At 56.5% G+C, this 21,650-nt stretch carries 22 protein-coding genes; 18 read left to right on the plus strand and 4 right to left on the minus strand.

Features of this window, described 5'->3' with window-relative positions; all coding sequences use genetic code 11:
- Positions 1-3 precede the first annotated feature (3 nt).
- The 11 genes from ACIQ20_RS08615 (at position 4) to ACIQ20_RS08665 (ending at position 12,483) form a co-directional block, all read left to right on the plus strand.
- Positions 4-648 carry a hypothetical protein gene (locus ACIQ20_RS08615; protein ID WP_395779359.1) on the plus strand — a complete coding sequence of 215 codons (645 nt, stop codon included), beginning with the start codon at positions 4-6 and terminating at the stop codon, positions 646-648.
- An 11-nt stretch (positions 649-659) separates the two neighbouring features.
- The gene (gene fliN, locus ACIQ20_RS08620) at positions 660-1,016 is read left to right on the plus strand and encodes a flagellar motor switch protein FliN (protein ID WP_395779361.1); all 357 of its coding nucleotides are present in this window, start codon (positions 660-662) and stop codon (positions 1,014-1,016) included.
- Between the two features lie 71 nt (positions 1,017-1,087).
- Positions 1,088-2,482: a sigma-54-dependent transcriptional regulator gene (locus ACIQ20_RS08625; protein WP_395779363.1), complete on the plus strand. Its 1,395-nt coding sequence runs from the start codon at positions 1,088-1,090 to the stop codon at positions 2,480-2,482.
- A gap of 9 nt (positions 2,483-2,491) precedes the next feature.
- Positions 2,492-4,609: a flagellar biosynthesis protein FlhA gene (flhA, locus tag ACIQ20_RS08630; RefSeq protein ID WP_395779365.1), complete on the plus strand. Its 2,118-nt coding sequence runs from the start codon at positions 2,492-2,494 to the stop codon at positions 4,607-4,609.
- A gap of 12 nt (positions 4,610-4,621) precedes the next feature.
- A complete protein-coding gene (locus tag ACIQ20_RS08635; RefSeq protein ID WP_395779367.1) occupies positions 4,622-5,884 on the plus strand; it encodes a hypothetical protein in 1,263 nt (420 codons plus the stop codon).
- Positions 5,881-6,708: an AAA family ATPase gene (locus ACIQ20_RS08640; protein WP_395779369.1), complete on the plus strand. Its 828-nt coding sequence runs from the start codon at positions 5,881-5,883 to the stop codon at positions 6,706-6,708. Before ACIQ20_RS08635 ends, ACIQ20_RS08640 begins: the two co-directional genes overlap by 4 nt.
- Positions 6,709-6,815: 107 nt before the next feature.
- Positions 6,816-8,972, plus strand: coding sequence for a primosomal protein N' (locus tag ACIQ20_RS08645; protein WP_395779371.1), 2,157 nt, complete (start codon positions 6,816-6,818; stop codon positions 8,970-8,972).
- 72 nt (positions 8,973-9,044) lie between these two features.
- Positions 9,045-9,719, plus strand: a complete 675-nt coding sequence (locus ACIQ20_RS08650; RefSeq protein WP_395779373.1) for a glutathione S-transferase family protein — start codon at positions 9,045-9,047, stop codon at positions 9,717-9,719.
- Between the two features lie 9 nt (positions 9,720-9,728).
- Positions 9,729-10,868: a tRNA epoxyqueuosine(34) reductase QueG gene (gene queG / locus ACIQ20_RS08655; RefSeq protein ID WP_395779375.1), complete on the plus strand. Its 1,140-nt coding sequence runs from the start codon at positions 9,729-9,731 to the stop codon at positions 10,866-10,868.
- Positions 10,850-11,620 (plus strand): monofunctional biosynthetic peptidoglycan transglycosylase, encoded by a 771-nt coding sequence (gene mtgA / locus ACIQ20_RS08660; protein ID WP_395779377.1) that lies wholly within the window; start codon positions 10,850-10,852, stop codon positions 11,618-11,620. The genes queG and mtgA overlap by 19 nt, the downstream gene beginning before the upstream one ends.
- Entirely contained in the window at positions 11,617-12,483 is an 867-nt protein-coding gene (locus ACIQ20_RS08665; protein ID WP_395779379.1) for an ATP-binding protein, read from the plus strand. Before mtgA ends, ACIQ20_RS08665 begins: the two co-directional genes overlap by 4 nt.
- Here ACIQ20_RS08665 and ACIQ20_RS08670 read toward each other — a convergent pair.
- From ACIQ20_RS08670 to ACIQ20_RS08685, 4 genes are all read right to left on the minus strand, one after another.
- Complete coding sequence (locus ACIQ20_RS08670) at positions 12,470-13,474, minus strand: peptidoglycan DD-metalloendopeptidase family protein (protein ID WP_395779381.1); 1,005 nt, start codon at positions 13,472-13,474, stop codon at positions 12,470-12,472. The genes ACIQ20_RS08665 and ACIQ20_RS08670 overlap by 14 nt on opposite strands.
- Positions 13,475-13,528: 54 nt before the next feature.
- Positions 13,529-14,170, minus strand: a complete 642-nt coding sequence (locus ACIQ20_RS08675; protein ID WP_395779383.1) for a protein-L-isoaspartate(D-aspartate) O-methyltransferase — start codon at positions 14,168-14,170, stop codon at positions 13,529-13,531.
- On the minus strand, positions 14,167-14,931 hold the full coding sequence (gene surE / locus ACIQ20_RS08680; RefSeq protein WP_395779385.1) for a 5'/3'-nucleotidase SurE: 765 nt from the start codon (positions 14,929-14,931) through the stop codon (positions 14,167-14,169). Before surE ends, ACIQ20_RS08675 begins: the two co-directional genes overlap by 4 nt.
- An 88-nt stretch (positions 14,932-15,019) precedes the next feature.
- On the minus strand, positions 15,020-15,430 hold the full coding sequence (locus ACIQ20_RS08685; RefSeq protein WP_395779387.1) for a DUF1761 domain-containing protein: 411 nt from the start codon (positions 15,428-15,430) through the stop codon (positions 15,020-15,022).
- 300 nt (positions 15,431-15,730) lie between these two features.
- Here ACIQ20_RS08685 and ACIQ20_RS08690 point away from each other — a divergent pair, with 300 nt between their 5' ends.
- From ACIQ20_RS08690 to ACIQ20_RS08720, 7 genes are all read left to right on the plus strand, one after another.
- Positions 15,731-16,555, plus strand: coding sequence for a flagellin (locus tag ACIQ20_RS08690; protein ID WP_395779389.1), 825 nt, complete (start codon positions 15,731-15,733; stop codon positions 16,553-16,555).
- 217 nt (positions 16,556-16,772) lie between these two features.
- The gene (locus tag ACIQ20_RS08695; protein ID WP_395779391.1) at positions 16,773-17,597 is read left to right on the plus strand and encodes a flagellin; all 825 of its coding nucleotides are present in this window, start codon (positions 16,773-16,775) and stop codon (positions 17,595-17,597) included.
- 237 nt (positions 17,598-17,834) lie between these two features.
- On the plus strand, positions 17,835-18,659 hold the full coding sequence (locus ACIQ20_RS08700) for a flagellin (RefSeq protein WP_395779393.1): 825 nt from the start codon (positions 17,835-17,837) through the stop codon (positions 18,657-18,659).
- Between the two features lie 229 nt (positions 18,660-18,888).
- Positions 18,889-19,713 (plus strand): flagellin, encoded by an 825-nt coding sequence (locus tag ACIQ20_RS08705; RefSeq protein ID WP_395779395.1) that lies wholly within the window; start codon positions 18,889-18,891, stop codon positions 19,711-19,713.
- A gap of 234 nt (positions 19,714-19,947) precedes the next feature.
- The gene (locus tag ACIQ20_RS08710; protein WP_395779397.1) at positions 19,948-20,385 is read left to right on the plus strand and encodes a hypothetical protein; all 438 of its coding nucleotides are present in this window, start codon (positions 19,948-19,950) and stop codon (positions 20,383-20,385) included.
- Positions 20,386-20,529: 144 nt separating this feature from the next.
- Complete coding sequence (locus ACIQ20_RS08715; RefSeq protein WP_395779399.1) at positions 20,530-21,393, plus strand: flagellin; 864 nt, start codon at positions 20,530-20,532, stop codon at positions 21,391-21,393.
- Positions 21,394-21,462: 69 nt separating this feature from the next.
- A partial coding sequence (locus tag ACIQ20_RS08720; protein WP_395779401.1) for a hypothetical protein occupies positions 21,463-21,650 on the plus strand: 188 nt, incomplete at its 3' end.

A 21,650-nucleotide genomic window follows, 5' to 3' on the forward strand; every position in this document is an offset into this window, starting at 1 on the left:
CACATGATGGTTCAATCGTCCAAACATACCTTCGAGCCGATGTTCACCAAAGCTGGCGCAGCTGTGCCGAGCGCCTCGAACCGCCGCAAAGTTTTAACTGACGAAGACGTGGCGGCTGCCCATGCCGCAGGCTTTTCCGAGGGACAGCAGGCTGAACTTGTAAAAGTTGAACGGACAACCAGCGAGGCCCTACGGGCGATCGCTAGCATGATGCAAATGATGTTGGGCCGCCTAAATGCTGAGGCCATTAGTCTGCGCCATGATGCAACCGCAGTCGCACTCGCCGCTGCACGCTCGGTCGCCCATGCAGCGTTGGATACCTATGGTGCCGACCGGGTAGAGGCGATTGTTACTTCCGCTGTTGCCCATTTGCGCGATACGCCGCGTTTAGTAGTCCGCGTCTCGCCAGAATTGGCCGAGACGATTGAAGAACGTCTGATCGGCTGCGCCCGAGAGGCTGGCTTCACAGGCGAGATTGCCGTGCGGCCGGACCCAAACGCCCAGACCGGCGACTGTACCTTAGATTGGGGTGATGGACGCATTGTGCATGACCGCGCCGGTGCCCTCGCGGCAATCGAAACTTCCGCTCAAAACTGGCTCGCCTCAGCAGATGCTGAAGGCTTAAGCCTCGACATAACCCAGACCTGAGGAGGCCTGAAATGGACGAAAACAACGAGTCCTACGATCTGCCCGACCTCTCGGAGCTTGATTCATTGCCAGCAGAAGCAGTGCAGGACGAAGCGCCGCAGCAATACACCCGAACGGCGACCGATTTGGCGCCGGTCTTTGATGTACCGGTGAACATTAAGGCCGTGCTTGGCCGCGCAACGATGGATGTGGCTTCGCTCCTGAAACTCGCACGTGGTTCCTTAATCGAACTGGATCGCCGCGTTGGGGAAGCCATTGATATCTATGTAAATAACCGCCTCGTGGCGCGCGGCGAGCTTGTCGTCGTCGACGAACGCCTCGGTGTGACCATGACTGAAATCATCAAGGACAATGACACCAACTCATAAGCCTTGAGCCGAAACGAATGCGCGCAGAAGCGCGAGACTAGTGAACACGCTTCGGCGTGAGGAGACCGAAAATGCGAGTTTTGATTGTTGGCAACATGAGTGGGCAGCTTGCCGTCGCATCGAAGATTGCGATGGATCGCGGTGCAAAAGTGTTCCAGGTCGACACCATTGCGCAGGCCACAACAGCTTTGCGAAATGGCAAAGGGGCAGACCTGCTTCTGGTCGATGTCAGCCATGATATCGCTGCCTTGATCGCGCAGAATGAGGCCGAACACATCATCGTGCCGGTTGTTGCCTGTGGCGTCTCCACCGATCCGCGCACCGCTGCAAACGCCATCCGGCAGGGCGCGCAAGAATTCCTGCCATTGCCGCCTGACCCGGAACTCATTGCAGCTGTCCTTGCCGCCATTACTGCCGACAACCGCCCGCTAATCGCGCATGACCCCGCCATGAAAGCTGTGATCCGGCTGGCCGAGCAGATCGCACCGTCAGAAGCCAGTGTGCTGATCACAGGGGAAAGCGGCGTTGGCAAAGAGGTCATGGCGCGCTTTGTGCACCAGCATTCCCGCCGCACCGACAGAGCCTTTATCAGCGTCAATTGCGCCGCCATTCCAGATAACCTGCTGGAATCAGAGCTTTTTGGCCATGAGAAAGGTGCCTTCACCGGTGCCTTGGCACGCCGGATCGGCAAATTTGAAGAGGCCGACGGCGGCACCCTTCTGCTCGACGAAATCAGCGAAATGGATATCCGCCTTCAAGCAAAGCTTTTGCGCGCCATTCAAGAAAGGGTGATTGATCGCGTTGGTGGGTCCAAGCCGGTCCCCGTAAATATCCGTATCCTTGCAACCTCGAACCGCAATCTGGAAGAGGATGTCCGCGCGGGCAAATTCCGAGAGGACCTGTATTACCGCCTAAATGTCGTCAATCTGTGCATTCCACCTTTACGCGACCGCCCCGGCGATCTGGTCGCTTTGTCGACCTATTTCATCAAGAAATACACCACCGCCAATGGCCTAAAGCCAAAGGGCATTTCCAATGTTGCGCTGGATGCGATCAAGGCTAATCCTTGGCGCGGCAATGTGCGGGAATTAGAGAACGCCATGCACCGCGCGGTCCTATTGTCTGGTGGACCGGAAATTGAGATCGGCGACATTCGCTTGCCCGATGGGTCAGCCTTAGGCACTGCTTCTGCCCTAAACCCCCATCTTGCGACGGCCGGACAAGCCATTCTGGCGGCGCAAACAGTCCAAAGTGCGCCAGCAAACTTGGTTGGGCGCACCATAGAAGCCGTGGAACAGGAAATGATCCTCGACACACTGAAGCATTGCTATGGCAATCGGACCCATGCCGCCCAGATCCTCGGCATCTCAATCCGTACCCTGCGCAATAAGCTCAAGCTCTATTTGGATGCCGGGATCGACGTGCCGGCACCTGGTGCCAACGAACCCCGCTTTGTTTACGGATAAACTTAGTCCATGACCGACACATCCGCAGGAATTGGCGCGACCCCAAAAACACCTCAGTTCAGCCTATCGACCTTCTTCAGTGGGGTCATGACTGGCCAAGTTTTGATGGGCGCTGGGGTTGTCGGGCTGGTGGTCCTTTTGATCATCCCGTTGCCGGCCTTCCTGTTGGATTTCTTATTGGCCATTTCGGTCACAAGCTCGGTCTTGATCTTGATGACCGCGTTGTTCATCCGAAAGCCACTGGAATTTAGCGCCTTTCCAGCCGTCCTTTTGGTCGCGACCATGTTCCGGCTCGGCCTCAATATTGCTTCGACCCGACTGATCCTATCCCATGGCCATGAAGGCCCAGACGCAGCTGGTGAAATCATCGCCGCCTTTGGTGACTTCATCATGGGTGGCAATTTTGTCATTGGGATTATCGTCTTTGTCATCTTGGTCATCGTCAATTTTGTCGTCATCACAAAGGGTTCGACCCGCATCGCCGAAGTTGCAGCTCGCTTCAGCTTGGACGCGATGCCCGGCAAGCAAATGGCAGTAGACGCCGACTTGTCAGCTGGCCTCATCAGTGAAGACGAAGCCCGCCGTCGTCGGAAAGAGCTGGAAGGCGAGAGCAACTTCTTCGGGGCCATGGACGGTGCATCGAAGTTTGTTCGCGGTGACGCGATTGCGGGCCTGATCATTACCGCCATCAATGTTATTGGCGGCATAATCATCGGGATGGTCCAAGAGGACCTAAGCTTCAGCGAAGCCGGCACGACCTATACCCAATTGACGATTGGCGACGGTCTGGTCAGCCAAATTCCCGCTCTCATCATTTCGCTAGCCGCAGGTATGTTGGTGGCAAAAGCTGGGGTTGAGGAAGCTGCGGAAACCGCACTGGCCCGCCAGTTGGCAGGCAGCCCACAGGCGCTTGGCATGGTCGCCGCAACCGCCTTTATCGCAGGCGTCCTGCCTGGCATGCCCTTGTTTGCGTTTTGGTTGATCGGGGCTGGGGCAAGCTATCTGGCCTACAAGCTCTGGAAAGCCGAAGCCGACAAGCAGTTTACGTCCGATGTCGCGGCCCATGATGCCGCAAATGCTCCACCAAAGCCTGAAGAGGATGAGCCCATTGCGACGGCGCTTTCAATCGACGAGCTCAAAATCGAATTGGGCTATGGTCTGTTAGCTTTGGTCAATGACGTTCAGGGCCGTCGCATCACTGATCAGATCAAAGCGCTGCGTCGCCAAATCGCGCAGGAATTGGGCTTTGTCATGCCGGCGGTGCGCATCTTGGACAATATGGCCGTTGCCAACAACAGCTATTCGATCCGCGTGAAAGAGATGGAAGCCGGCGAAGGTGAATTGCGCATCGGCCATCTACTGGTGATGGACCCAGCAGGCGAGACCCCCAATCTGCCGGGTGAGCCGTGCAAAGAGCCGGCCTTTGGCTTGCCTGCGGCTTGGGTGGCTGAAAGCTTCCGCGAAGAAGCCGCCTTCAAAGGCTATACAATTGTCGATCCGGCTACCGTACTGACCACCCATCTGACCGAAGTGGTGAAGGACAATATGGCTGAGCTTCTCTCGATTGCTGAAGTTCAGCGCTTGATGAAGGAATTGTCGAAAGAGCATCAGAAGCTGGTCGAGGACACTATCCCTGCCCAAGTCTCTTGGGCGACGGTTCAGCGCGTGCTTCAAAGCTTGCTGCGCGAGCGGGTGTCGATCCGTGACCTCGCCACCATTATGGAAGCCATTTCTGAAGCCACGACAATGGATGCCGTGTCGATGGTGGAACATGTTCGCGCGCGGCTTGCCCGCCAGATCTGCTTCCAAAACCGCAGCCCGGATGGCTCGTTACCAATTGTAGCCCTGTCACCCAAATGGGAACAGGCCTTCTCTGAGGCGATTGTTGGCGAACGCGGCGACCGCCAATTGGCGCTGGCCCCCAGTCAAGTGCATGAATTTGTGCAAGCGGTTCGGATTGCTTTGGACCGCGCCGCCCAAACCGGTGAGATCCCAGTCATTCTGACATCGGGTGGCATTCGCCCCTATGTCCGCTCGCTCATTGAGCGCTTCCGCGCCCAAACCATGGTCATGAGCCAGAATGAAATCCACCCAAAGGCAAAACTGCGCACCTTAGGCAGTGTCTAAGGTGTCTGACTAATGCGCGTCTTTACCTACTTTGCCCCCACCTTGCCCGAGGCTATCGCGCAAGTGCGGGCAGAGCTTGGGCCAAAGGCGGTAGTCTTAAGTTGGCGCAGCGCGCGTGGCGGTATTGAAATCAGCGCCTCGGCAGAGCCCGGCACCAAACCGAGGGCAAAATCAGCCGTTGCACCCGAGCGCGCGAAGCCAGTCTTGGGGGCAAATTCCAAACAAGAGACCTTGGCCCAACACTTTAAGCCCGAAGATTTTCTGAACGAGCCACCACGCCCCGCGCCGGTGGACATCGTTCCACCTGCGCCAAAGCCCATCTATGCACCCAAGGCCGCGTCGGTCTCGAGCCGAGGCACCGCAGCGCTTTTGGGGCGGCAGGCAGCGGCTAAGCCTGTCGCGCAACAACCAGCGCCTAAACCTGCGCAAGTGCCGGCCAATCCTGTTGCCAAGGCCAAGCCCCCTACTCAGGCCAAGCCTAATCCCGCACCTGAGCCACCGGTCAGCAAGCCTGCGCCGTCGCGCTTGGCGGTCTTCTGGACCAGAGCTGGGCTGACGCGGGAGCAAGCTATGACCATGGCGGTCAGTGATCATGCCCAATTGCGCCAAGCTCTTTCAGAATCCCTGTCCCAGAAGCTGAAGTTTGAGCCAATTGAGGCCGCACCCACCCGCCCCGTCGTGCTGGTTGGGCCACCGGGGGCAGGCAAAACAGCCGCTGTAGCCAAGCTTGCAACGCGGGCCTTGGCCGTCGGCTATGAAGCACTGTTGATCTCTGTCGATAGCGAGCGCTGCGGTGGGGCAGAGCAATTGCGTGCCATGGCCGACCGCCTGGGCACGCCGTTTGAAACGGCCACCACCTTACAAGAACTCTCTCACCTGACCAAAAAGGCGCGCCAAGCCGGCCAATGCGTCTTTGTTGACGCCGCATCGGCAAGCCCCATGCAACCTTCAGACATGCGAGCCACCGAACGATTGGTGCAAGAGGTTGGGCTAGAACCCATTCTCTGCATGCCAGCAGATTTGCGTTACGAGGACCTCGAAGACTTGGGTCGCGCCTATGCCGAGATCGGCACCAAGCGCGCCATCGCAACCCGGTTTGACCTGACCAAGCGGCGGGCTTCGGCGGTCTTTGCGTTGCACAAAGCTGACATGGCCTTGGCACAAATTTCGGCTACCCCCTTCATCACAGGTGGGATCGCGCTGGCTTCCGCCCACCGCGTCGCGGCCCTTTTGTTAGAGCCCTTCGATGATATCAAAGCAGAGGATGCGGCATGAGCAACTCTACCACCATCGTGCCGTTTCCTGCCCGCAAGCCGCCGGGTCGTGTTGTCGCGATTGCGTCGGGCAAGGGCGGGGTCGGCAAGACCTTCATTGCTGTTTCGCTGGCGCGTGCCTTGGCAGAGCAAGGGGAGCGCGTTCTTCTAGTCGATGGTGACTTAGGCCTATCCAATGTCGACATCCAATTAGGCGTCCAGCCAGACCTAACCCTCGCCCATGTGATGGACGGTGAAGCGACTTTGGCCGAAGCCGTCATGCGCATCGCCGGGGGCGCTGCAAGCCCTGGCGGCTTTGATCTTTTACCCGGCAGCCATGGCATCGCCAGCTTTGCCGACCTAGGAGAACGAGACGTCCAGCGCATAGCAGCCGGGATTTCCGCCCTTAGCTTTTCCTATGACCGCGTGATCGTCGATCTTGCGGCAGGTATTGGCCATGCGATGCTCAAGCTTGCGGCTGACGCCGACGATGTGTTGATTGTGGCTTTAGATGAACCTGCCTCCCTTACTGATGGTTATGCCTTTGTGAAGCTTCTGAAAAGTCGCAGACCCGCCGCGCGTATTGGTGTTTTAGCCAATCGGGTCAAAAACAAGAGGGAATCCGATCGGATTCACCAATCCTTTGCGCGGGCCTGTGGCTCCTATTTGGGGTTTGAGCCGGGCTGCGCTGGCGCTATTCACGAAGATCAAGCGGTGAAGACGGCCTTGCGCGCACAAATGCTGTTGTCGCGCCACGCCCCGACCTCAACCGCTTTGGGCGATATTGAAACGGTCACCCATCTGGTGAAGTCGGGCACCGCGTTTGAAACGCGCGTCGCTGCTTAAGTCAAATTAGCAACACCCAAATCTGACGCAGCCCTCCTTTATCTAAATGCCCGATGGGCTGAACCGCCCCCCTGCCCAAGTCGTGTCGTCTCGCGTAGGAGGAGAGTATGGCTGTCGTTTCCGTCCTTCTTCCCCTCCCCTTGCCGGAGGCCTTTGACTATGTCGTCCCGCCAGAGCTAACGCTTGGGCTTGGCGATGTGGTGGAAGTGCCTTTGGGGCAAAACTTACGTATAGGTGTGGTCTGGGCGGTAAAGCCCGACAGCGATGGCAGTAACTTAAAGCCAGTTAAGTCTCGGTTTGATAGTCCGCCATTTTCCCCACCCTTGCGCCAGTTCATCGATTTTGCCGCACGCTACCTTGTCACCCCGCCGGGCCAAGTCTTGGCGATGGTTTTGCGGCAACCTGAAGCCTTAGGACCCGGCCCGTTTGAGCGTTTGGCCGTTGCAACTGCGCTGCGCCCCGAAAAGCTGAACGAAGCCCGCGCCCGCGTCCTTGCGTGCGCGCTAGAACCCATCCCTCGGGCAGCCCTTGCCAAGGCCGCAGGCGTTGGCTCCGGCATTGTCACCGCGCTTTTAAAGCTGGGCGCGTTGGAAGAGATCGAGCGGCCGGTCGACCTGCCCTTTGATACGCCAGACCCGACCTTGCCCGCACGGCCCTTATCCGAAATGCAGGCAGATGCGGCTTATATGATTGCCAAAGCGGCCTCCGCAGGCGGGTTCAACCCTTTTTTGCTCGACGGGGTGACAGGGTCTGGCAAGACAGAGGTGTATCTTGAAGCGGTCGCCCAAGCATTGATTGCCCGACCCGATGAGCAAATTCTGATCCTGCTGCCAGAGATTGCCTTGACCCAAGCCATTGTGGCCCGCTTTGAGCAACGCTTTGGTGCAGCCCCTGCACAATGGCATTCCGATATTGGCGCGGCGCAAAAGCGACGGACGTGGCGGGAAGTGGCTGCGGGTCGCGCCCGCATTGTCATAGGCGCGCGCTCTGCCCTGTTCCTGCCATTCGCGAAGCTCTCGATGATCCTCGTCGATGAGGAACATGATGGCAGCTTTAAGCAAGACGATGGCCTGCGCTATCATGCCCGCGATATGGCGGTGGCGCGCGCCAAGTTTGAGCAAGCAACAATCGTTTTGGGTTCTGCCACACCCTCGATGGAAACCCGTCTCAATGCCGATGCGGGTCGCTATCAACGCCTCCTCTTGCCCAGCCGCTATGGCGTGGCGCTGTTGCCCGATGTCAGCCTAATTGACTTGAAGGAGTCTCCGCCTGAGCGCGATCAATGGCTGAGCCCGGTGCTGGTTCAGGCGATGGCGGAGACTTTAGAACAGCGCGAGCAGGTCTTGTTGTTCTTGAACCGTCGCGGCTATGCGCCCGTGGTTTTGTGCCGCAAATGCGGGCATCGCATGAAGGCACCCGATACTGAATCTTGGCTGGTGGAGCATAAATATTCCAACCGCTTGGTTTGTCACCTCACGGGCTTTTCCATGCGCAAGCCCGATGCTTGCCCAAATTGTGGGGCCGAAGATGGGCTGGTCTCGGTTGGACCAGGGGTCGAGCGCATTGCAGCCGAAGCCACCGAGCGCTTCCCCGATGCGCGGATTGAGATTTTCTCCTCTGACACCGCCCATAATCCCCAAGCCGTGCGAGAGCTGGTAGCGCGGATGGAGAAGGGCGAGATCGATATTTTGATCGGCACCCAGATTGTCGCTAAGGGCCACAACTTCCCGAACCTTACTTTGGTCGGGGTGGTTGATGCCGATCTGGGCCTCAAAGGTGGCGACCCCCGTGCCGGCGAGCGAACCTATCAGATGTTGAGCCAAGTTGCAGGCCGGGCCGGCCGCGCCGATCGACCCGGGCGGGCCCTGATCCAGACCCATTATCCCGACAATGAAGCGCTGCAAGCCCTCGTCATGGGCGACCGCGATGCCTTTATCGAAGCCGAAAGCCTGGGCCGCGCCGCCGTCGGTGCGCCGCCCTTTGGACGCATGGCGGCGATGCACCTCATGGCCCAAACCGATGAGGCGGTTGATGCCGCGGCCCAATCGGCCAGTGACGCTTTGTTTCCAGCAGACGGCGTGGAGGTTTGGGGCCCAGCCCCGCCACCACTGGCCATGATCCGCGGTTGGCGACGGCGGCGGTTTTTGATCCAATCGAGCAAGGAAGTCGACCTGTCGGCCTTTATGGCCGCTTGGCGGCGCGGGTTTCGTGTGCCCGGCAGTGTGCGGGTGAGTATCGATATGGATCCCTATTCCTTCTTGTAGACCACTGCCCGTTTGTTCTGAAACCTGTGTGCCATCATTGACCTTGGCCAGCGTCACGCACAAAGAAATCCTATGCTGCTTGTTCATGCCAGAACCCTAGACCCCCTGTCGCGGGCCGTGCGCTTGGCGCTGGGTGAAAAGCGCGCCGTCTTTCATGTGCGCGAGGCCTCCCCGTTTGAAGCAGACCCCGGATTGCTTGCAGTTGCGCCCGACGGGGTGACGCCTGTGCTGGTCGATGATTCTTGGGGCCATGGTGCTACCATCTCCGAAGCACTCGCGATCTTTGAGTATCTGGAAGACTTACTGCCCACCCCGCCCCTACTACCCGGCGGGCCGTTAGAGCGCGCAGCGGTGCGGGCCCTGACCATAAGGGCGATCCGGACCTTGGGGCCGATTGTCGAAAATGTCGTGCATGAGAAAGCGCGCAAGGCACTCGCCCGGGGCGGCGCACCCGATACGGCAGTTTTGCGCCAGGCCACCTTGGCTGCCAGCCAAACCCTTGACCAGATTGGCCGTGCGGCTGAAGCGGAAGGTTGGATTGGTGGTAAGAAGCTATCGATTGCTGACATGGTCGCCGCCGCTCATTTCTCGGTGCTAGACTATTTGGATGCAGTCAGTTGGAGCAGTGCGCCAGCAGGCAAAGACTGGTATGCGCGCTTGAAACAGCGCCCGGCTTTCAGACCCCTTCTGGGCGATTTGTTGGCAGGCCTGTCGCCCCCACCGCATTATGGTGATTTGGACTTTTAGGAGGGCGCTTTGGCCAAGACCGCGTCCAAACCTCATCCCCTTGACGCTGCTGCAATCAAGCAACTCGCAATCGAGCAAGGCTTTGACGTCTGTGGCCTCGCCGATGCGCGCGCTGCGTGGGAAGCTGATAGCCGACTCCGCGCCTTTATAGAAGCAGGCTTTCACGGGTCGATGGGCTGGATGGAAGAGACGCTGGAGCGGCGCGCCCATCCGAATGCCATGTGGGAGGATGCAAAGACTGCCATCATGTTGGGCGTCAATTATGGCCCGGAGTCTGACCCGTTGGAGAAATTGGCACACATGGATCAAGCCAATATCTCGGTCTATGCAGGCGGCGATGATTATCATGATGTGATCAAAAAGAAGCTGAAAGCCTTTGCCGGGCTTTTGCATCGCCAAAGTGGGGCGGAAGTTAAAGTCTTTGTTGATACCGCTCCCTTGATGGAAAAGCCTTTGGCGGCTCGCGCGGGCCTTGGCTGGCAGGGTAAGCACACCAATTTGGTCTCAACCGAATTTGGATCGTGGCTGTTCTTGGGCTGCATCCTGATCGCGCAAGAATTCACCCCTGATGCGCCGACCAAGGACCATTGCGGGTCTTGCACGGCTTGCTTGGACATTTGCCCGACCAAAGCTTTCCCCGCGCCTTACCAACTCGACGCCCGCCGCTGCATTTCTTACCTGACGATTGAGCATGCCGGTCCAATCCCGTTGGAGTTCCGCGCCGCGATGGGCAATCGGATTTATGGCTGTGATGATTGTTTGGCCGTGTGCCCGTGGAACAAATTCGCCCAGACCGCGCGCGAGACGAAATTGCAGGTGCGCGACGAGCTAAAGCACCTAAGCCTAGCAGAACTGGCCAAGTTGGATGACGCCAGTTTCCGTGCGCTTTTTGCTAAGAACCCCGTCAAGCGCATTGGCGTGGCCCGCTTTCTAAGGAATGTCGCCATTGGCCTTGGCAATAGCAAACACGTCGATGCCTTGCCTGCCGCTCAGCATCTAAGCCAGCATGAGCACGCCCTGGTGCGCGGGGCCGGTGTATGGGCATTAAGACAATTGATGCCGCCTAAAGACTTTTCAGCTTTGGCAGAGACCAGTATGGCCTATGAGACCGACGCGAGTGTGCGCGCCGAATGGGAAGTAGAACTTTGAACCTTGCTACCAGCCCCTCGCCACAGGTTCGCCCGCAACCCAAGCAGAAACCTCGCAAGAGCTTTTGGCGGCGGTTGGGTAAGATCATGTCGTTCCTCGCTTTGGCACCGATTGTCTGGACCCTAATCTACCGCTTCGTCCCCATACCGGGGACAGTTTTGATGGTTGAGCGCGCTTTTCAGGGCAAGGATGTGCGGCGCAATCCGGTGCCTTTAGGCCAGATCAGCCCCAACCTGATCTATTCGGTGATCGCCTCAGAAGATGCCAAATTCTGTAGCCATGATGGCTTTGACTGGGTCGCGATCCAGAAGGCGGTGAAGAGCAACCAGCGCGGTCGCAAGCTGCGCGGTGGCTCCACCATCAGCCAGCAGACCGCCAAGAATGTGTTTCTGTGGCCCGAACGCTCATGGCTGCGCAAAGGCATGGAGGCGGGCTTTACGGTTCTGATCGAGACCCTGTGGCCCAAGCAACGCATCATGGAGGCCTATCTGAACGTGGCCGAATTTGGCCCCGGTATCTTCGGGGCTGAAGCTGGCGCGCTCTATCACTTTGGCAAGCACGCCAAAGACCTGACCCCGATGCAGGCCGCTCGGCTTGCCGCCATTCTGCCGCTTCCTGCAAAATGGAGCCCGACGAAACCCTCACGCCGTGTCGCGCGCAAGGCCAATGGCATTGTAAAAGGTGCGCGGATTGTGCACGAGAGCGGCTTAGGTTCCTGTATCAAGATTCAAAAGAAGAAGAAAAAGTCATGAACGTGGAACGCGATCCTTTAGAGCGCATTGCCGAAGCATTAGAGCGGCTGGCCCCAGCGCCTGCGCCCTTGCCGAGCCCTGACGGCCATGACGTCTTTGTCTGGCGCGGCGATCAGATGCGCTTAACCCCCGTCGCGCAGCCCCGCCGTGTACCGTTGGATTTGATCCAAGGCGTCGAGACACAGAAAGGGCGGCTCCTATTGAATACGGAGCGGTTTGCCGCAGGGAATCCTGCCAATCATGCCATGCTGTGGGGTGCACGCGGCACGGGTAAGAGCGCTTTGGTCAAGGCCGTCCATCATCAGGTATCCAAGCAATATCCAGACCTGAAACTGGTCGAAATCGGCCGCACCGACCTGAAAAGCCTGCCCGATCTGGCCGACCGCTTAAGCGAGGCGGATTGGCGCGCGCTGGTGTTTATAGACGACCTTTCGTTTGAAGGGGCCGATGAGTCTTATAAGGCGCTCAAAAGCGTGTTGGATGGTGGCGTATCGGGTGCGATGGCCAATCTATTGGTCTATGTCACGTCCAATCGTCGTCATCTCATCAATCGTCCAGATGGCAACCAAGCCGAATTCCGTCCGGAAGAGACGGTGGAAGAACAAGTGGCCTTGCCAGAGCGTTTCGGTCTGTGGCTGGGCTTCCAAAGCTTGGATCAGCCGACTTGGCTCTCGATTGTGCACGGCTATGCCACGGCGCTTAACCTCGCCCCCGATGATCCAGAACTCGACCGCACCGCCCTACAATGGGCCGCCCAGCGTGGCGCGCGGTCTGGCCGCAGCGCGTGGCAATTTGTGATTGATCGGGCGGGGCAATTGGGTCTGTCGATCGATCTGCGGGATGCGGCAATCAAGTCGGATTAGCGCTACCCGAAGCTAAAAACGGCACCGGATCAACTGGCTTTGTTGCGTGGCGAACTTGGAAATGTAGGCGGGGGGAGCGGGCGCGGCCGGTTTGGCCGACTTGGCCGATGACCTGTCCGCGGGTGACGGCTTGGCCTTCGCGGACATTGACCGAATTGGCGAAGGCATAAGCGGTCATGTAATCGCTGGAATGGCGGATCAGGACGAGCCAGCCATAGCCCGCCAATTGATTGCCAACATAGGCCACTTGGCCAGAGGCTGCGGCCTTAAATGGCGTACCCGAAGGTGCCTCGATCTCAATCCCGTCCACCACGCGCAAGTCCGCTTTGGTGCCAAAGGTCTCCACCAAGCGACCGCGAACGGGCCAAGCAAAACTGGGCAAGGCGGCCATCGCCCCCGGCGTGGTCTTTGGAGCTTCTGCTACCGGGCGCTTGGGCGGCGGCGGTGGAACGGTGACGACTGGACCCGCTTCAGAATTAGGGCGCAATTGGCCTGGCACGCCACCACTGACTGGACGGCCTGCAGCCAATTCTGTGGCCAGCAAGGCAACAAGGTCTTGCGGCTCTAGGCCCGTCAATTGATCGCGTACAAGCGCTGGGAGAATAATTTTTTGACCCGGCAGAACTTTGACCGGGCGCGGAAAGCGGTTGAACAACGCCAGGGAGCGCTCGTCCACATTATAGCGCCGCGCAATGGCGGAGAAGGTCTCGTTACGGCGCACGATATGGACCTTCAACGGCGGCAGCTTGAGCGTTTGGCCCGGGGTTAAGGCAAAGGGCGCGCGCAGTGCGTTGACTTGGATCAGCCCGACCAAGGGCGATCGGGTGCGCTCAGCAATCGCATAGAGGGTCTCGCCGCGCATAACCCGGGTTTCGGTCGGCGGGTTTTGCGGATCAAAGTCAAGTGTTCCAGGCGCCGGCTGGGCCGCTAGCGGAGAGATACCGCTAAGTGCAAGGGTGGCAATGAGAAAAAGGCTGATGACGCGACGCATGGACGAAGGTGTCGCACAACATGGTTAAGCAGGCGTTGCTGCTCCCATTAACGCTCAAGCTTCGCGCGCCACGCCGGGCAACAAAGGCACGAAGCGCACATCCATCAGGGCTTCTTCTTCAAACACCCCATCCTCGCGCAGGCGATAACGCAAAAGCTCTTGCACCGCCCCTGCCCCAACAGGGGCCACCAAAATGCCGCCCGGGGCCAGTTGCGCTAGCAAAGCGTCTGGGCGAACTGGAGCAGCGCAGGTGAAAATGATCCGGTCAAACGGGCCTTGATCAGGCCAGCCCAACCCACCATCACTGCACTTGGAAACAATATTGGTGAGCTTCAGCCCCTCATGGCGGCTTTGGGCCAAGCGTAACAGGGTCCGATAGCGCTCGAGCGTAAAGATGCGGCGCGCCAGCTTGGAAAGGATCGCGGTCTGATAACCAGAGCCGGTACCGATTTCGAGAACTTTCTCGCGCCCGGTGAGCTCCAATGCCGCCGTCATAATGCCGACGACATAGGGCTGGCTGATGGTCTGGCCACATTCGATCGGTAAGGCAGCATCTTCCCAAGCCCGTCCTTCAAAGCCAGCCGACATAAAAACTTCGCGTGGGATGGTTTCAATGGCGTTCAAGACCGAGGCATCAGTTACTCCGGCTTTGCGCAAAGCAAGGACGATACGGGCGCGGCCATCTTCGATACTCATGCTCCCAACGCCTCCCGCAGAGCGCTTAAAACCCGGTGTTCCGTCATATCGATATGGAGCGGTGAGACCGAGATCCGGTTCTCATAAATGGCAAGAAGGTCAGAGCCTGCCGGTGGTTTTGAGAGTTTGCCGCGATAGCCGATCCAGTAATAATCATTGCCGCGAAGATCGCTGCGCCGATCTATCTGATGAATACATTCATCGCGAAAGCCCTGAAAGGTCGCTTCAAGACCGGTGACTTCTTCGGGCTCACAATCAGGGAAATTGACGTTCATCACCACGCCGTCAGACCAAGGCTTGGCGAGGAGTTTGCGCAATACCCCAGCACCATGGGCTTCGGCGGTGTGCCACGGAATAGGCTGGCTAACGCGGAAATTGACGGCTTGGGATAAAGCGATTGACGGTATACCCATTTGCATGCCTTGCACCGCTGCAGCGACTGTGCCCGAGACGCTGGTATCTTCAGCAAGGTTTTGGCCGCGATTGACGCCTGACAGTACCAAGTCTGGGCGACTGCCCTTGACCAATTCATCAATGCCCAACAGCACGCAATCGGTTGGCGTACCCGAACAGGCAAAGCGGCGCTCTCCCACAGACCGGACACGGACCGGCTCTGTCAGCGTCAATGCCCGAGAGGCGCCAGAACGCTCGACCTCTGGCGCAACGATCCAGACATCGGTGCTGATGGCTTGGGCGATGCGCTCTAAGACAACTAGGCCCGGCGCATGAATGCCATCGTCGTTTGAAATCAGAATGCGCAAGAAAGGTCCCCTGTTGAACCAGAATCATTGGTTCAGCCTGATTGGCTTTGGCACGGGGTATCACTTCACGGCCTGCTTCGCGAGCCTGTTATTCGGCGGCTTTCATCGCGCCTAGAACCGCGCCTGCGATCATCGCATTGGCCATCAAATGCGCGGAATCCATCAATAAAAGCCCCAAGGGCTCATTGCCATAGGCGTAGTTATAAAGCCGGGCTGCAACCAAAAACAGAAGGCCCACCATCACGCCCAACCGCAGGCCGGCCATGAGCGTCGTAATACCCCTATCCTTGATCAAAAGGCCCATGCCCACAGTGATCATGACGGGCATGATCGGGCTTAAGGCCATCCGCCATTGCTCGCCCGCCAGCATGTCCGGCGTATAGCCCGACAAGGCCATCCATTGGGTGGAAAACAGCACGCCATAGATGAGCGCGCCGATGATATAGATTAGCACGGAGGAAAGAATGAGCGGGATTAGCTTGATACCCAAGACGCGCATGTTATTTTCCCCCATCTTTTTGATAAAATTTTACAGAGCCTATTATGGAACCAAGGATGATGCAAAGCCAAAATTGGCTCGGAAATCCCGTCAGTATAAACTGATTGTAAAAGGAAAAACTTAAAACCAATGTGTTGAAGAACAATACCTGACTGTACCTGATAATAGTTTGGATTAGAGATTTGTTTACCATACTCCTCAACGGAGCATTCAGAACTCACTGGTAGCGTGGTTAGGTATTCAAAACGAATACGACTTGCTGAATGCGAGTAAGAACCTAGTATGGATGAGGGCTAAGAAATGCTCAGCGTAAACACGAATAACGGCGCCATGGTCGCGCTGCAGACTCTGAAACAAACCAATTCCGACCTCGCAAAAACCCAGAACGCAATCTCGACGGGTTTGAAGGTTGCCACCGCAAAAGATAACGGTGCCATCTGGGCCATTGCCAACAAAATGAGATCCGACGTTGGTGCTTATGATCGCGTCCGTGAATCGACTGACCGCGCAGCCTCTATTCTCGATACAGGCATTGCTGCCGGCGAAAGCATCATGGAATTGCTGAACGAAATGAAGGGCAAGGCTTTGGCTGGCTCGCAGGCAGGTTTAACCGCTTCTGCGCAAGCCGCTTTGGCTGCCGACTTCGCGCAATTGCGCGACCAAATCACCAGCATCGGGGCTAATGCCGTGTTTGACGGTGCTAACATGATTGCAGCGGCCCCGAACAACGCTGTAGCTTTGGGCGACGCGGCTGGTGGCAACACCATTACAGTCACTGGCGTCAGCTTGGCCTTGGCCAGCACCACCATTACCGTTACGGGGACTTCCGCTGTCGATAACGCCGCCAACGCAACAACCGCACTCGGCCTCGTCAACACCTCGATCACCAATCTGGGTACGCAATTGGCGACCTGGGGTGCTGGTGCGAAGCGTCTGGAAGTGCACAAGACTTTCATTGGTAAGCTACAAGACGCTTTGAACAACGGGATCGGCGCCATCGCCGACGCCGACTTGGCCAAAGAAAGCGCGAAACTACAAGCGCTGCAGACCAAGTCTCAGCTCGGTATTCAGGCATTGTCGATTGCTAACAGCTCTTCGCAGGCAGCATTGTCGCTGTTCCGCTAAATCTCATAAAAAAGAAAAAAGTATCGTACAAATTGGCCCAAGCAGAAATGCTTGGGCCTTTTCTTATTTATTACAGAAATACCTGAGAATTTCGCCATATCGATAAAATTTTATATGATTATTATAAATTTATTTCATCTGGGGTGTTACTCTGGCGTAGGTCAAAATGATCGGTGCATCTGAATGACGCATTTTTGTGCGTACCGGAGGATCAAGAATGATCAGTGTAAATACCAACCAAGGGGCCATGGTAGCCCTGCAAACCCTGAACCGCACCAACAGCGAAATGGACAAGACGCAAAACGCGATTGCCACCGGCCTGAAGGTTGCTTCAGCTAAGGACAATGGCGCTCTGTTCGCTATTGCCAACAAGATGCGTTCGGACGTGACAGCTTATGACCGCGTGCGGGAATCGGCTGATCGGGCATCTTCCATCCTCGACACCGGCATCGCCGCTGGTGAAAGCATCATGGAATTGTTGAACGAAATGAAGGGCAAGGCTTTGGCCGGCACGCAAGCCGGTAACTCCGCCTCCGCTCAAGCCGCATTAGCTGCCGACTTCCTTCAGTTACGCGACCAAATCACCAGCGTGATTGCGAACGCCTCGTTTGACGGCGCGAACATGATTCAAGGTACCCCCAACAGTGCGGTGTCCTTGGGTGATGCTGCCGGCGGCAACACCATCACCATCGCAGGGGCCAGCTTGGCACTGGGCGGTGCCACGGTTACTGTGGCGGCAGCAGCGGTGTTGACCGACAACACCACTTCTGGAACAGCACTTGGCCAAGTCAACGCATCGATCACCAACTTAGGGACGCAATTGGCGACCTGGGGTGCAGGTGCCAAGCGCCTTGAAGTGCACAAGACTTTTGTTGGCAAACTGCAAGACGCTTTGAACAACGGGATCGGTGCCATCGTGGACGCTGACCTCGCCAAAGAGAGTGCCAAGCTGCAAGCGCTTCAAGTCAAGCAACAGCTGGGCGTGCAAGCTCTGTCGATTGCCAACAGCTCGTCGCAAACAGCGCTCTCTTTGTTCCGCTAAGGCCAAATAGAAGTCAAAAGCTGAAAGGGCTTGGACCGGGTTAGTCCAAGCCCTTTTTGATTCTATATTGTCTTATGGCAGTTATTTTTCGATTTTCTTTTATACTTACCAGGAGTTCGATAAAATTGCTTCTATTTGTAGAACAGAAAATCCGCGATCAATCCCTAGTATCTGCCCAAGTCTGAATGACTTTCATGCCTGAATGGCGTGATTTTTGTACCAGTAAGGAGATCAAGAATGATCAGTGTAAACACCAACCAAGGGGCCATGGTAGCCCTGCAAACCCTGAACCGCACCAACAGTGAGATGGCCAAGACGCAAAACGCGATTGCCACCGGCCTGAAGGTTGCTTCCGCTAAGGACAATGGTGCCTTGTTCGCCATTGCCAACAAAATGCGTTCTGACGTGACAGCTTATGACCGCGTTCGGGAATCGGCGGATCGTGCTGCTTCCATCCTCGACACCGGCATTGCTGCTGGCGAGAGCATCATGGAATTGCTGAACGAGATGAAGGGCAAGGCCTTGGCCGGCACCCAAGCTGGTAACTCGGCTTCTGCTCAGGCGGCTCTTGCTGCCGACTTCGTGCAATTGCGTGACCAAATCACCAGCGTCGTCGCCAACGCTTCGTTTGACGGTGCTAACATGATTGCGGCGGCACCAAACAATGCCGTGTCACTGGGTGACGCAGCTGGCGGTAACACCATTTCCATCGCCGGCATCAGCTTGGCTTTGGGCAGCACGACCATTAGCGTCGCCGGTACCAACGTCTTGACCGACAACACCACCTCGGCTGCTGCCCTGACCGCAACTAACAACTCCATCAACGCCTTGGGTACCCAATTGGCGACTTGGGGTGCTGGCGCGAAGCGCTTGGACGTTCACCGTACCTTCGTTGGTAAACTGCAAGACGCTTTGAACAACGGGATCGGGGCCATTGTCGACGCCGACCTCGCCAAAGAAAGCGCGAAACTGCAAGCCTTGCAGGTTAAGCAACAATTGGGCGTTCAAGCTCTGTCGATTGCAAATAGTTCTTCGCAAACAGCACTTTCGCTGTTCCGCTAAAACAAGAATAAAATCAAATATTGATTGGGCTTGGATCACTTTGGTCCAAGCCCTTTTTTTCTGTGATTAGCTGAAATATCGCAATTATACTTTCTGTTACCAAGAGTTCGGTAAAATTGCTTCCATTTCAAGAACGAAAAATATGGGTCTCAAACATATCCTCACCGGTAAGTCCGAATGACTTCCGCGCTAAAATAGCGTGCGCCATGTACCAGTAAGGAGATCAAGAATGATTAGCGTAAACACAAATCAAGGCGCCATGGTTGCGCTTCAAACTTTGAACCGCACCAACAGTGAGATGGCCAAGACGCAAAATGCGATTGCCACCGGTCTGAAGGTTGCTTCTGCTAAAGACAATGGTGCTTTGTTCGCCATTGCCAACAAAATGCGTTCTGATGTTACAGCTTATGACCGCGTGCGGGAATCGGCGGATCGTGCTGCTTCCATCCTCGACACCGGCATTGCTGCTGGCGAGAGCATTATGGAATTGCTGAACGAAATGAAGGGCAAGGCTTTGGCCGGCACACAGGCTGGTAACTCGGCTTCGGCTCAAGCGGCTTTGGCTGCCGACTTTGCCCAGCTCCGCGATCAAATCACCAGCATCGGGGCCAACGCTTCGTTTGACGGTGCCAACATGATTGCGGCAACACCAAGCAACGCCGTGTCACTGGGTGATGCAACGGGTGGTAACACCATTTCCATCACCGGTGTCAGCTTGGCTTTGGCCAGCACCACAATCACGGTAACCGGCACTTCGGCGGTCGACTCCAACGCAAACGCCACGACCGCTTTGGGTCTGGTCAACGCGTCCATCGACAACTTGGGTACGCAATTGGCGACCTGGGGTGCTGGTGCCAAACGCTTGGACGTACACCGTACGTTTATCGGCAAGCTTCAAGACGCTTTGAACAACGGGATCGGGGCCATTGTCGACGCCGACCTCGCCAAAGAAAGCGCGAAACTGCAAGCCTTGCAGGTTAAGCAACAGCTGGGCGTTCAAGCTCTGTCGATTGCAAATAGTTCTTCGCAAACAGCACTTTCGCTGTTCCGCTAAGACAATCCTCTGACATAAACTTCAGGCCCGGCGTAGCAGCCGGGCCTGTTTTCTATGTCTGAACATCGCATCAATAAGTCTTAATTCTATCTAAAATGCGGTCGATTGGGAAAACCTTCCCTTGACGTTCCTGTGTTACCCCAAAGGTGGGTCATTATGACCTAGGTACTTTAGTAGATGTACCTGGCACACAAGAACTGGAGGGGACCGGTGGAGACATCGGCCTAGGATCGGATGAACATCGAGACGAAGAACATCTCGCTGGCACAAACCGCACCAATTGCTCCTATACGCCAGGAGCAGGAGGCGGTTGTGGTACAACCAGCGTCCAAAAACATCAGAAATCAGCAAACCAACGACCGTGCGCCGTCAAATGACTATAAGCGCGCGGTAAGCCAAGAATCGAAATCTGCCTCGGTTGACCCCGAGCAAGATGCGCTCGAGGCGCAGCAACGCGTTGCCATGGTTGAGAAGATCATGGGAACCAACAAATCCTTGGTCATTGAGAAGAGCATAGAGTTTGAGGGCTTTATTTATAAGTCGGTAGATCGGGTGACTGGCGAAGTCACACGGATTTGGCCGATTGAAGATTTGGCCAGCACGTTGACCTCTCTCGCTGATGAAGATGAGCGCGCCGCAATGGTCGGCATGATGATCGACGCAAAAGCCTAAGTCGGCCTGCGTCCTATAGTTTTTACCGCGACTTTAAAGTCGCGCTTACCCACCAAAAATAGGGTTTTGGTGGCGTTTACCATTGGTTATCCAAATCAAATCACCTCTAAAAGCCTCTTACTCACTCATTCGAGGAGGCTTGATTTGACATCGACCGTTCACACCAATTTGGTAGCTTTAAGCGCTGTCCAAACTTTCAACAGCGTTAATCGCGGGGTTGAAACCGTCCAAAATCGGATTTCGACAGGGCTAAAAGCGAGTGGAGCGCGCGATGGCGCCGCCACCTTTGGCCTCGCCCAACAACAGCGGGCAGAAGCCAGTAGCCTAGACGCTGTCACCACCAGCCTTAACCGCGCCATTAGCATCGCCGATGTCGCCCTCGCAGCTGGTTCTTCGTTGTCTGATGTCTTAACGCAGATGCGGGAAAAGGCAGTCGCGGCTTCCGATACCTCTATCTCAAGCATGAGCCGCGCGATTCACAATGCGGACTTTATCGCTCTACGAGAACAAATTAGCGGCATTATCGCCAATGCCGTATTTGACGGCCAAAATTTGTTAAGTGGACCGACTGGCACAAACATTACTTTTCTCGCCAGCACCAACGGATCAACCAGCCTCGACCTACCCATCGTGGATCTGCGATTACCAGCGGCACCAGGTGCCATCGTCAACCCTGCTGCCGCCATGTATTTGGGCAGTGGCACGGCACTAACCACCGCTGCTGATGGTATCGATGCTGCAGCCCGGGTCAGCGCCAGTCTCGACTTTCTCAACACTGAACTCTCGCGACTTGGCGCTGCCAGCAAAATGTTTGTAAACCAAACCGTCTATTTCTCGAAACTGAAAGACAGTGTCACCGCTGGAATTGGCCAAATGGTCGACGCCGATTTGGGCTATGAAAGCGCCCAATTACAAGCCCTGCAAACGCGGCAGCAATTATCTGTGCAAGCCATGTCTCTGGCGAACAAAGCTCCTCAGGCCATTTTGAATCTCTTGCGGGATATCTAGTTCAACGATAGGCTTCGTCCTTATTGCCAGCCACACGTGCGCTTGGCTGTGACAGGAAAGGAAAGTCTGATGCTGATTTCCCTAACGATGTTAATGGCTGCCAGTATTGGCCCCACCGCTGAACAAACACCTGCGGCCAATCCCGCTGATGCCAAACCAGCTGTGGTTGACCCCTATGCAGGCCGTCCCAGTGCCCGGATTATGGTTTCACGACAGGTCCGCAACTTTGTCGTGCGGCGGGAAGAGGATAGTGATCG

The sequence above is a fragment of the Aquidulcibacter sp. genome (assembly GCF_044346625.1).
Classification (GTDB): Bacteria; Pseudomonadota; Alphaproteobacteria; order Caulobacterales; family Aquidulcibacteraceae; genus Aquidulcibacter.

What these genes read in the sequence shown, in the direction of transcription:
- ACIQ20_RS08625 (WP_395779363.1), top strand. Translation starts at nt 1,088, where the DNA reads ATGCGAGTTTTGATTGTTGGCAACATGAGTGGGCAGCTTGCCGTCGCA.
- ACIQ20_RS08695 (WP_395779391.1), top strand. Translation starts at nt 16,773, where the DNA reads ATGATCAGTGTAAATACCAACCAAGGGGCCATGGTAGCCCTGCAAACC.
- ACIQ20_RS08640 (WP_395779369.1), top strand. Translation starts at nt 5,881, where the DNA reads ATGAGCAACTCTACCACCATCGTGCCGTTTCCTGCCCGCAAGCCGCCG.
- ACIQ20_RS08700 (WP_395779393.1), top strand. Translation starts at nt 17,835, where the DNA reads ATGATCAGTGTAAACACCAACCAAGGGGCCATGGTAGCCCTGCAAACC.
- ACIQ20_RS08710 (WP_395779397.1), top strand. Translation starts at nt 19,948, where the DNA reads ATGAACATCGAGACGAAGAACATCTCGCTGGCACAAACCGCACCAATT.
- ACIQ20_RS08665 (WP_395779379.1), top strand. Translation starts at nt 11,617, where the DNA reads ATGAACGTGGAACGCGATCCTTTAGAGCGCATTGCCGAAGCATTAGAG.
- ACIQ20_RS08650 (WP_395779373.1), top strand. Translation starts at nt 9,045, where the DNA reads ATGCTGCTTGTTCATGCCAGAACCCTAGACCCCCTGTCGCGGGCCGTG.
- ACIQ20_RS08705 (WP_395779395.1), top strand. Translation starts at nt 18,889, where the DNA reads ATGATTAGCGTAAACACAAATCAAGGCGCCATGGTTGCGCTTCAAACT.
- ACIQ20_RS08645 (WP_395779371.1), top strand. Translation starts at nt 6,816, where the DNA reads ATGGCTGTCGTTTCCGTCCTTCTTCCCCTCCCCTTGCCGGAGGCCTTT.
- fliN (WP_395779361.1), top strand. Translation starts at nt 660, where the DNA reads ATGGACGAAAACAACGAGTCCTACGATCTGCCCGACCTCTCGGAGCTT.
- ACIQ20_RS08675 (WP_395779383.1), bottom strand. Translation starts at nt 14,170, where the DNA reads ATGAGTATCGAAGATGGCCGCGCCCGTATCGTCCTTGCTTTGCGCAAA.
- ACIQ20_RS08670 (WP_395779381.1), bottom strand. Translation starts at nt 13,474, where the DNA reads ATGCGTCGCGTCATCAGCCTTTTTCTCATTGCCACCCTTGCACTTAGC.
- ACIQ20_RS08685 (WP_395779387.1), bottom strand. Translation starts at nt 15,430, where the DNA reads ATGCGCGTCTTGGGTATCAAGCTAATCCCGCTCATTCTTTCCTCCGTG.
- flhA (WP_395779365.1), top strand. Translation starts at nt 2,492, where the DNA reads ATGACCGACACATCCGCAGGAATTGGCGCGACCCCAAAAACACCTCAG.
- mtgA (WP_395779377.1), top strand. Translation starts at nt 10,850, where the DNA reads ATGGGAAGTAGAACTTTGAACCTTGCTACCAGCCCCTCGCCACAGGTT.
- ACIQ20_RS08635 (WP_395779367.1), top strand. Translation starts at nt 4,622, where the DNA reads ATGCGCGTCTTTACCTACTTTGCCCCCACCTTGCCCGAGGCTATCGCG.
- ACIQ20_RS08615 (WP_395779359.1), top strand. Translation starts at nt 4, where the DNA reads ATGATGGTTCAATCGTCCAAACATACCTTCGAGCCGATGTTCACCAAA.
- ACIQ20_RS08690 (WP_395779389.1), top strand. Translation starts at nt 15,731, where the DNA reads ATGCTCAGCGTAAACACGAATAACGGCGCCATGGTCGCGCTGCAGACT.